A 9,790-nucleotide genomic window follows, 5' to 3' on the forward strand; every position below is an offset into this window, starting at 1 on the left:
ATTTTACACAAGAGCAAAGCTCTCAAGGTATGAGTGATTTTAATGATTTAATGCTTTTAAAAGGACTAGAATTTGTAACAAAAGAAATTAAAATGCAGATGTTTAGGGATAAAGTAGTATGTCTAAAAAAAGAAAATTCTGATAAGGAATTAACTAGGGATTAAAATCTCTAGTTAATATTTATATTAAATATTTATATCATATATTATTGATATTGGGTAGATATTTTATTAGTATTTTTTATATATACTATAAGTATTTTATAATCTTATTTTGTCTATAATTACATATTATAAAAAGAGGTAGAAATGACTATTTTAGATTTATTTTCAGGTGCCGGTGGATTATCGGAAGGATTTTTTAGGGTAAATTCCACTTTTGTTGCACACATAGAATCCGATAAATATGCATGTGAAACTTTAAAAACTAGAACCTCATATTGGAAGCTTAAAAAGAATAATAATCTAAACATATATTATGATTATCTCTTAAAAAAAATAACCAAAGAACAATTATGGGAGTTAACTAATACATCAGATTCAGAAGAAGTTATTTGCAAAGAAATATCTGAACATAATTTTGATAGCCTCGTTTCTAAAATAAAAAATAATTTAAAAAAAACTCAATCTAAAAAAATTGATGTAATTATAGGTGGTCCTCCATGTCAAGCATATTCCGTAATAGGTAGGGCTAGAATGAAAAATACCGTAGAAAATGACCATAGAAATTATTTATATAAACATTATGTTAAATTTTTAAATATTTTTAAACCTAAAATTTTTGTTTTTGAAAATGTTCCTGGTATAAAAAGTGCTGGCAATGGTAAGTATTTTGATGATTTAAAAAAATCTATAGAAGATATAGGATATTCCATACAAATAAAAGAGTTAATTGCATCAGATTTTGGTGTATTGCAAAATAGAAAAAGAATCATTATTGTTGGTTTTAAAATCAAAAAAGGCAAAAAATATTCCTACCCAATATTTGAAAAAATAGAAAATAAAAATTATTTTGTAAAAGATGTTTTATCAGATTTGCCAAAAATTAATCCTGGAGAAAAAATAGAAGGATTAAACAAATACACAAAAAAAACTAATTCATATTTAAAAATGGCAAATATCAGAGACGCTGATTTTAACATTTTAACACAACATGAAACAAGACCACATAATGATAGAGATAGAGAAATTTATAAAGAAGCTATACTAGCATGGAATACAAAACGTGAAAGATTGTGTTATAAAAAGTTAGCCTTAACAAGACCAGAACTTATATCTCACAAAAATACAAATTCTTTTACAAATAGATTTAATGTAATTAAAGAAAATACCAATGCTTCTCATACAATATTAGCTCACATGGCTATGGATGGACATTATTATATTCATCCAGACATAACTCAACTAAGATCTTTATCTATTAGAGAAGCCGCGAGATTGCAAAGTTTTCCTGATGATTTTTACTTTGAAGGCCCAAGAACTTCTATTTTTAGACAAATAGGTAATGCAGTTCCACCTAAAATGGCAGAACAAATTGCAAAAAAAATAAAAGAATTGATTATCTAAGTTCTTCAATAATTTCAGGACTTCCTTGTCTTGCATAGTATCTAGAAAATTTTGCAATTATATCTTTTAAAAAGGGATAAGATATTGAGGCTACTCTAGCATAGTCAGAAATTTCTTCTTTTTTTACTGATATTAAACCTTGAAAACATATACTAGGTTTTAAAATTTCTTTATCTTTATTGTCAACTTCAAATATTTTTGCAAAGTTTTTAATAGGATAAAAACGTTCTGGTATCTTATTACTATTATTATTTTTGTCGTAATTTATTATTCTTGCTAAAATATAATAATCGTTTTTATCATTTACTATATCACAAGATGGAGTTAAAATAATAAAAAAATCATCATTCTTTTTTACAATATCACCGGTATGATGTCTACCTTTAATAAAAGGATAAATATACATTTCACCTGGATGATATTTATTAAAATATTTTTCACCAGAATTATTAACATATAGTTTTTCATTTAAACAAGCTGTAGTATGTCTTAATAAAACAAGATCAATCTCATCAATAGCGTATTGCTCCCAATATGGAAGATTTTTACTCATATGCTCCCAGAAAAATTCTACTATCTGCCGTTCTAAAAAACCATTATTTTTTGAAAAAAAACGGACCAACTTAGATTGCATTTGTTTTTTTATTTCATCAAATAATCTCATATTATCTCTATTTAACACTTTAACCATTGGCCTTATCAACTCATTATCAAAATCAGCAGGTTTACCTGTTGCAATAAATATTGGAATACTATAACGTTCTAAAATATATTTTGTTATATCCTCACCAGTAAATTCACTTCCCAAATCTAAATCAATTACTGCAATATCAATTCTATTTTCATCTAATATATCTAGTGCTTTTTCATATGTAAGTGCTTTATATGCTTTATATTGTATTGATTCTTCTTGCAAACTATCATTTTCTTCTTTAATACTTTCTTCATAAGCATCAAGAGTTTCTTGATTATCATCAACAAAAAGAATTCTTATAGTTTTAACTTGCTTGTTCATTCTGAGTATCCTTAAAACTTATTTTAAAATAAACCCCTTCATCGGCTCTTATATATTTTATTTCTCCATCATTCCTGCTTACAGCTTGTCCTACTATAGTTAATCCTATACCAGTTCCACCTTCTGGTTTTGTGCTAAAACCGGGGTCAAATATTAAATTAGCATATTCTTTTTTTATTCCTATACCATTGTCTTTATAATCAATATAGAAATAATTACTATCCCTATAAATAGAAATAGTAATTTTCTTTTGCATTTGTTTAGTTGCTTGAAACCAATATAAAGAATTTTCTATCAGATTAGAATATATAATATATAAATCTTCATCTCTTCCGTAAATAAATAGTTCTTTATTTTCACATTGTATCTCAAAATCTATATTTTCTTTTTTTAAAATTTCTTTAAATAATTCATAATTACTTAAAGCATTTTGATAGAGATTAACTTCTTTTCTTCTACTTGACTTTGTAATCATTAAAGGATCTAAACGCTTAAATAAATTAGATAATTTTTCAAGTTGAGATAAACTATCTTCATTGTATTTTTTTATATCTTGTTCTATGTTTTCATCTTTAGTTTTTATAAAACGCTGTAAAGATTTTTTTAGATTATTAAGCTTAAGTCCTATAATTTGTATAGGCTTTCTTCCCTCATGAAGCACATACAAAACTAGCTTTCCAAGAGCAGCATGAGCTTCATACATAGCTAAAACTTCCTCGATGTTTTTCAAGCCATTATTTTTTTTTATCTCTTCTTGTTTTAACTCAAATTGAACTTTTTCAATAATATGTGCATCTATATTTGCCTTATGGAGAATAACACTTATTTTATTATTGACATCATCAAAACTAAAAACATCTCGTATAGTATCTTTAATATTATTTGCAACTACTCTTCCTCTTTTAGTATTTTTTCTAAATTCATATCTCCTTTTTTCAACTTCACTTAAAACTTCTAAAAGTATCTTTTTTAAATTATCATAATTTTCATTTTCTTTTAAACCTTCTCTATCGCTTTTCTCAATTAAATTAGACTTATTTTCTGACTCAATACTCACAAAACCAGCAATTTGATTAGTGCCAATAGACACTGTTGGACTATTAACTCTTCTTGCATTTAAACCAAGCCAATCAAAATCATGATCTCCATAAGGTCTTATTCTAAACAAATTCCTATAAATACCTACACCACTAAACCCTTTAATTAAGGCTTTAAATTCACTTTTACCAAGTTTTTCTTCTTTACCCTTCTGTTCATTTACAAGATTTTGTATGACATCAGGATCAAGATCAAATACCCTTAAATCAACTTCTATATTACCGCAAATATTATGCAAATCTAATTCTATTTTTTCATTGGAATTTTCAAAATTCTTATTTTCATAAAATAAAAGACCTTTTCCGTTAGAGCTTATTTTTCCTTTAATTCTATACTCATAAGAATCAAGTAGTGGAAATGATTCAATTTTCTCGTTTTTATCTTCTATTCCAAATTCTATTAAACCATTAGTTGAAAATCTTATTTCAAAAATTTCATTACTTTTATTTACAGGGACCAAAAGTTTTCTTAATTCCTTAAATAATAAATTATTTTGGTTATCATTCCAATTTATACTATTTTTATATTGTTGATTACTTACATCATAATAAACTTCAATATTAGAATATATTTCAATTTTAGTACCACTTTTCAAATTTGTTCTATTACATTCATAGGGAATATTAATTTCATCAAGAAACTTACCATCATCAAACTGCTTCCAATCAATTTCTATTATAGAAGTCATACCATTTAAATCAGTTGTTGTAATTCTCAAAAAATCACCTAATATCGCAGAAGCATATCTACCTATACCTTTTTTACCTTGAACAACTCTTTTCTTTTTAGAAGAATATTGCTTATTAACTTTATAAGATGTAGCTGGAACCATCCAAGTATTTTTAATAGTTTCAAGAGACATTCCCTCTCCATCATCTTCAATAGTAAATTTTAAAAATTTTTGCTTTTTATCATACACATATTCATTAGTTAATTCTATAGAAACTATAACTATTTCAGAATCAGCATCATAGCTATTTTTAATTAATTCTACTACAGCAGCATATGGATTTTTAATTAAATCCTCTCCAATTGTTTTAATAAGTCTAGCTTCAGGCCTAATATGTAGTTGTTCTTTCATTAATTCCCACTTTTATATTAAAAAATTAAAAACGAGTAGCTAAACACTACTCATTTTTCACTCCTATTTAGTCAAATAAAGCATCAGCTTCTTTATCATATTTTTTTCTAAGCTCGCCATAATCCAAAGGCTCTTTCCCCATTGATTTACCTATATCTGCTTTAAAAGCATTTTCACATTCTATATATTCTTTTGAAGTTTTATCTTTTAGTATAGAGTCTCTATTATCTTTACAATATTTTAAAGTATCTTTTAATTCTTTTTCATTTTTAGCATCTTTAAAATATTCCATAGACTTAGGCTCTGATGAACAAGCACCTAAAAAAACAATAAGACTAAGAGAAGCTAACCCTAAAACTACTTTTTTCATTTTATATCCTTGATATATTTTTTAAATATGTTCGTTATATTTTAATGATATTGAAATTATATCTAAAATTTACTAAAAAACTCTAAAATAATATCATATTTAAAAAAATTAGCAAAATAATTTAAAAATAAATATAATATCAAAATATAATAATTTGTAAAAATTATGTTATTTGTTATAAGGATATAATATGCGAAACACACAAGAACAAATGTCTTATAAAGACCAAATTAAAGAATTTTTAAAAAGTGATGAATTTTATAGTTTGCTTATATATGGAGGCTGGGGAGTTGGAAAAACTTATTTATGGAAAGAAATTGAAAATGAAATTAATCCAAAAATAATGCATAAGGAAGATTTGTGGAAAAAATTTAAGTCTAATGCAAATTTTTTTAACCATTTAATAATATTAATTTCTATCATAAAACAATGCATTGGAATTACTCTTATGAGTATTATAAAATATTTTATTCCTTCTAGTTATATTGAAAATCCAAACAAACAAGTAAAAAATATTGTTTATGTTTCTTTGTTTGGAAAGGAACATTATAAAGAAGTTTTAGAAGAAATAACCCTAAAAGCTTATAAGCATAACAAGATTTTATATTTTATTCGAAATATAACTTTTTGGAAATTGTCTATAGGTGCATTTTTGCAATTATTTATAGAAAAAAATTTCGAAAATATAATTGTATGTCTTGATGATTTAGAAAGAAAATCAGATAAACTTGATATTAAAGATATTTTAGGACTTGTTAATAAACTAAAAGAAGAAAAATGTAAAGTGGTTTTGATAGGTGATATAGATAGTTTAAAACAACAAGATATATTTAAAGAACACCAGGAAAAAAGTATAGAAACAGAGCTTTATATTGAATCTATAACAGAAGTGGCAAAACAAATAATAAAAGAAAAATGTCCTAAAATACAAGATTCCATTATTCCATACCGGGAACTTATTAAAATAAATAATCTAAGAATAATTAAAAAAATAGCATATATACTTAATATCTTTTATAAAAAATTAGAATTAAAAACAGATTTAAACAACTCTGAAACGGAAAATATTTACAAATTTATTTTATTAGAAATAACTAAAGAATTAAATCCTGAGAATTGTAAACCTAAAGACGAATTTAATGACAATCCAAAATTAAGAGAAATATCTAACATTATAAAAAAAATAATAAACGATTATAGAAAAAACACTTTTACATATATACAAAAAGAAGATATGGAAAATATAAAAGAAAATATAAAAGAAATAGTCCATTACAATACCATTATTAGTAAAATTGATAAACTATTTAATATTATAAAACAAATAAAAGAAGAAAAAATTAAAAACAACAATATACCTGAAATAAATCAGATTCTAGAAAAAATAAAAGAAATAGATAAAAAATATAAAATTTTTATAAATAATTTCAATCCTGTTGATTTTTTTGCTTTAGCTAATTATACAGATCGTACAAAAAAACAATCTATTTTAATAAAAAATGCCTATATCGAAGAATTTACACGAGAAAAACATCCTTTTTATTATCAAATGTTAAAAAAACTAATAGACATAACAGAAGATAATGACTTAAAAACAAAACAAGAAGAAATAGACAAAGAAATAACAGAACGATATAAGAATAAAATAACTAACAATCAAGCCAATAAAAAAGATAATGAAAACATACTAACCCAGATCAATAACTACAATGACTTAGAATACTTTATTGAAAATCGCCAAATAAAAACTAACGATATAAAAGAATTAAAGAAAAACAAACTAATAAACTATTATATAAAATTTTTCTTTAGTTATGAAAATAATCAAATAAAGTATAAAGAATTATATGAAGCATATAAGAATTAATAGTTTTTCTTTTTTGGATTTTATTATTATAAAAGTTCAAAAGTAATAATATTACTTTTGATTTACATTATTGGCAAATGAGCGTTAGCGAAATTTGCGGTTTTTTGAATTTAAGAACAGATAAAGAAGAAAAAGACTTATAAAAAATGCTCTCAAACGCCTATAAAATAGCTATTTATTAAGGTTTTTTATTTTCCCACCCGTGGGACAAATTTTCCCACCCGTGGGACAAAAACTGCTCGTGGTGGGAAAAAACTAAAAAAGTAATTTTTCCCAAAATAATCAATAAAATTCATTGTATGGGATACAATTTGTTTTTTTATTTGGGAATTTATCATTTTTTGGGAAAATAATGCTATAATGTTTTTTAATTTTTGGGAAAAGGTAATATATGGCAAAGATAGTTAATTTAGAAAACAAAGAAACTAAAAAATTATATAGTAATGTTCAAGAGAAAGTTGATGCTGTAACAGGAGAAGTTACCACAGTAATAAGTTCTTTTTTGCAAAGAGAAAAAACCAAAGATGATTTTATTAAATTATTTGTAGAAAACATTAGTTTTCTTACTGATAATCTTTCAAATCCTGCTTTAAGAGTTGTGTTGATGATGATTAAAAATTTAAATTATCAAAATGTTTTTCAATATAATAGTGAGTTCGTTCATTATTTTGAAAGTAGGAAGATTTTAGGAAAATCAAGTGTTTATCGTGCGATAAAAGAACTTGAAGATAAGCAAGTTATTTTTAAAGTAACAGAAGAACAGAGAAAAGAATATGATATTATTGGTTCAAATTCATATATTATGAATCCTCAAATCATAGGTAAGGGTTCTTTTAAAGATCTAAAAAAATTAAGACAAACTGTCGTTAAAACTTTTGATTTTGACAATTTAGAATTTAAGCAAGAAGTGTCAGTTGAAAGTGAATATGAAGGTCTTGAGCAAATTAAAAAAAATCCAGATCATTATGTTATTGAAGAAGTTAAGCAAATAGCTTCAGATAAGAATGTTGTAGAAAATCAAGTGATTATTTCTAAAAAAGATGATGAGCAAATAAATTATCCTTCATTAAAACAAGAGAAAATAATTGATGTTAATAGTAACATTCCTAGCTTAACTTCAAATGATAATGAAGAACCTACATTATTCAATGGAAGCAAAAATGAGCAAAAGGCAATGGCTTTTATTAATGAATTTGCAGGTATGTTTAATGGAGCTTTTCATCCAAGTAAAACAGCCAAAGAAATGAAAAAAGAATTTTTAGAAAGTGACTTAAAAAAGGGTAATATATGAAAAAAGTATTTCTTGATACAAATATTTTTATTGATTTTTTTGACGAAGCAAGAATAAATAATGAACAAGCTAAACAATTAATATATTTTTTAATATCTAATGAAATAAAAATAGTGTTTTCAGAAGATATGATTTCAACTATCGCTTATTTAATAGATAAAGACAAATTACCAGCCCTTATGTCTTTTTTTAAAAGCACAATAACAAATCCATATTTTGATATAGTTTCATTTGGGTCAAGCGTTATTAATATGGCTTGTGATTTTTACTTGCAAAATAAAGGTGATTTTGAAGACTATTTGCAGTATTTTTGTGCAGAAAAAGAAAATTGCACAGCAATTTATACTATGGATAAAAATTTTCCAAATTTAAAAATACCTATAAAAAGATATGGCGATACAAACATATAACAATATTTCATCTATCTCATGTTAAGATATTAAAAATATTTAAAAATTAGAGGAAAATATGAAATTGCTCAATAAAGTAGATTTTAATGAATTACTATCACAAATAAGATTATCTTCTTATGACAATGATGTTGTAAAACACTATGATAATCTTAAACTTATAGGAAAGATCACACCAAAAATTGCAACATTGGAAATTATTCTTAGAAATAAACTTGATAGTAAATTATCAGAGCAAGATAATGATTGGATAAAAAACTCTAATGATGAAAATATTAAAAAAGCTAAGATTGAAATTGAAAATAGAGAAAAAAATAAGATTTTATCCCATCATCAATATCTTTCTTGTATGAGTTTGGGAACTATTATCTATCTCATTAAAGAGAATAAATTACAAAATTCTATAATGGATTTAAAAGGTATTAATTTTAGAAACTACGGAGAGAATAATAGAAATTTCTTTTTTGAAAAAGGAAAGAAATTACGCTTTAGAAACACACATAAAGTAGATGTAGTTCTTAGTTTATTACAAAATCTAAGAAATAGAAGTTATCATTGGGAAAATATATTAAAAACAACAGAAAACAATGGAAAATATTATCCAAGATTAACGACAAAAATAGAAAACACTCATATAGGATTAAATCCACAAAAAATAGATTTATTTTTAAGTGATTTAATTAAAACATTCAATGAAGAAATTTTGGAATATTGTTAAAAGTTGGAATGGGCTACTAGGAAGCCCTTTGAATTTCATCAAAATTATAGTCAATCTAACATTAAATTAAAATAAATAGGGGAATATCTTGCCAAAAAAAAGAATGTTTTTGTTTGTTCCATATCAAGATATTCGTGAAGCTAAAAAACTTGGTGCAATGTGGGACAACAAACAAAAACAATGGTTTGCACCAAAATCATTAGATATTAATATATTTAAAAAATGGTTAGATAAAACCGCATTAAATAATAAAAGTAATTCTTATTCAACCAACACCTCCCTAGCCCTTCAATCATTTAAAAAATCACTTGAAGAAGAAGGATTAATTATAGATAATTTACCTATTATGGATGGTAAAATTCATAGAGTAAAAAC

At 24.5% G+C, this 9,790-nt stretch carries 9 protein-coding genes; 6 read left to right on the forward strand and 3 right to left on the reverse strand.

Features of this window, described 5'->3' with window-relative positions; genetic code table 11:
* Positions 1-308 precede the first annotated feature (308 nt).
* On the forward strand, positions 309-1,565 hold the full coding sequence (locus ACOTVC_RS08165; protein ID WP_139454250.1) for a DNA cytosine methyltransferase: 1,257 nt from the start codon (positions 309-311) through the stop codon (positions 1,563-1,565).
* Here the strand turns inward: ACOTVC_RS08165 and ACOTVC_RS08170 are convergent.
* The 3 genes from ACOTVC_RS08170 to ACOTVC_RS08180 all read right to left on the reverse strand — a co-directional run bounded on the left by ACOTVC_RS08170 (position 1,558) and on the right by ACOTVC_RS08180 (position 5,129).
* Positions 1,558-2,580, reverse strand: a complete 1,023-nt coding sequence (locus ACOTVC_RS08170; RefSeq protein ID WP_421628263.1) for a hypothetical protein — start codon at positions 2,578-2,580, stop codon at positions 1,558-1,560. The two genes, ACOTVC_RS08165 and ACOTVC_RS08170, sit on opposite strands and share 8 nt — an antisense overlap.
* A complete protein-coding gene (locus ACOTVC_RS08175) occupies positions 2,564-4,759 on the reverse strand; it encodes a sensor histidine kinase (protein ID WP_421628265.1) in 2,196 nt (731 codons plus the stop codon). Before ACOTVC_RS08175 ends, ACOTVC_RS08170 begins: the two co-directional genes overlap by 17 nt.
* Before the next feature lie 67 nt (positions 4,760-4,826).
* Entirely contained in the window at positions 4,827-5,129 is a 303-nt protein-coding gene (locus tag ACOTVC_RS08180; RefSeq protein WP_421628266.1) for an EexN family lipoprotein, read from the reverse strand.
* Positions 5,130-5,340: 211 nt separating this feature from the next.
* Here ACOTVC_RS08180 and ACOTVC_RS08185 point away from each other — a divergent pair, with 211 nt between their 5' ends.
* The 5 genes from ACOTVC_RS08185 to ACOTVC_RS08205 form a co-directional block, all read left to right on the forward strand.
* Positions 5,341-6,996 (forward strand): P-loop NTPase fold protein, encoded by a 1,656-nt coding sequence (locus tag ACOTVC_RS08185; protein ID WP_421628270.1) that lies wholly within the window; start codon positions 5,341-5,343, stop codon positions 6,994-6,996.
* A gap of 391 nt (positions 6,997-7,387) precedes the next feature.
* A complete protein-coding gene (locus tag ACOTVC_RS08190) occupies positions 7,388-8,287 on the forward strand; it encodes a replication/maintenance protein RepL (protein WP_421628268.1) in 900 nt (299 codons plus the stop codon).
* Positions 8,284-8,697: a type II toxin-antitoxin system VapC family toxin gene (locus ACOTVC_RS08195; protein WP_139451631.1), complete on the forward strand. Its 414-nt coding sequence runs from the start codon at positions 8,284-8,286 to the stop codon at positions 8,695-8,697. Before ACOTVC_RS08190 ends, ACOTVC_RS08195 begins: the two co-directional genes overlap by 4 nt.
* Positions 8,698-8,755: 58 nt before the next feature.
* A complete protein-coding gene (locus ACOTVC_RS08200) occupies positions 8,756-9,415 on the forward strand; it encodes a hypothetical protein (protein WP_236633137.1) in 660 nt (219 codons plus the stop codon).
* Between the two features lie 88 nt (positions 9,416-9,503).
* Positions 9,504-9,790, forward strand: a 287-nt coding sequence (locus ACOTVC_RS08205) for a DUF5710 domain-containing protein (protein ID WP_421628269.1), incomplete at its 3' end; no start/stop codon positions are given.

The organism is Campylobacter sp. GB48 (genome assembly GCF_049221845.1).
GTDB lineage: Bacteria > Campylobacterota > Campylobacteria > Campylobacterales > Campylobacteraceae > Campylobacter_D > Campylobacter_D lari_C.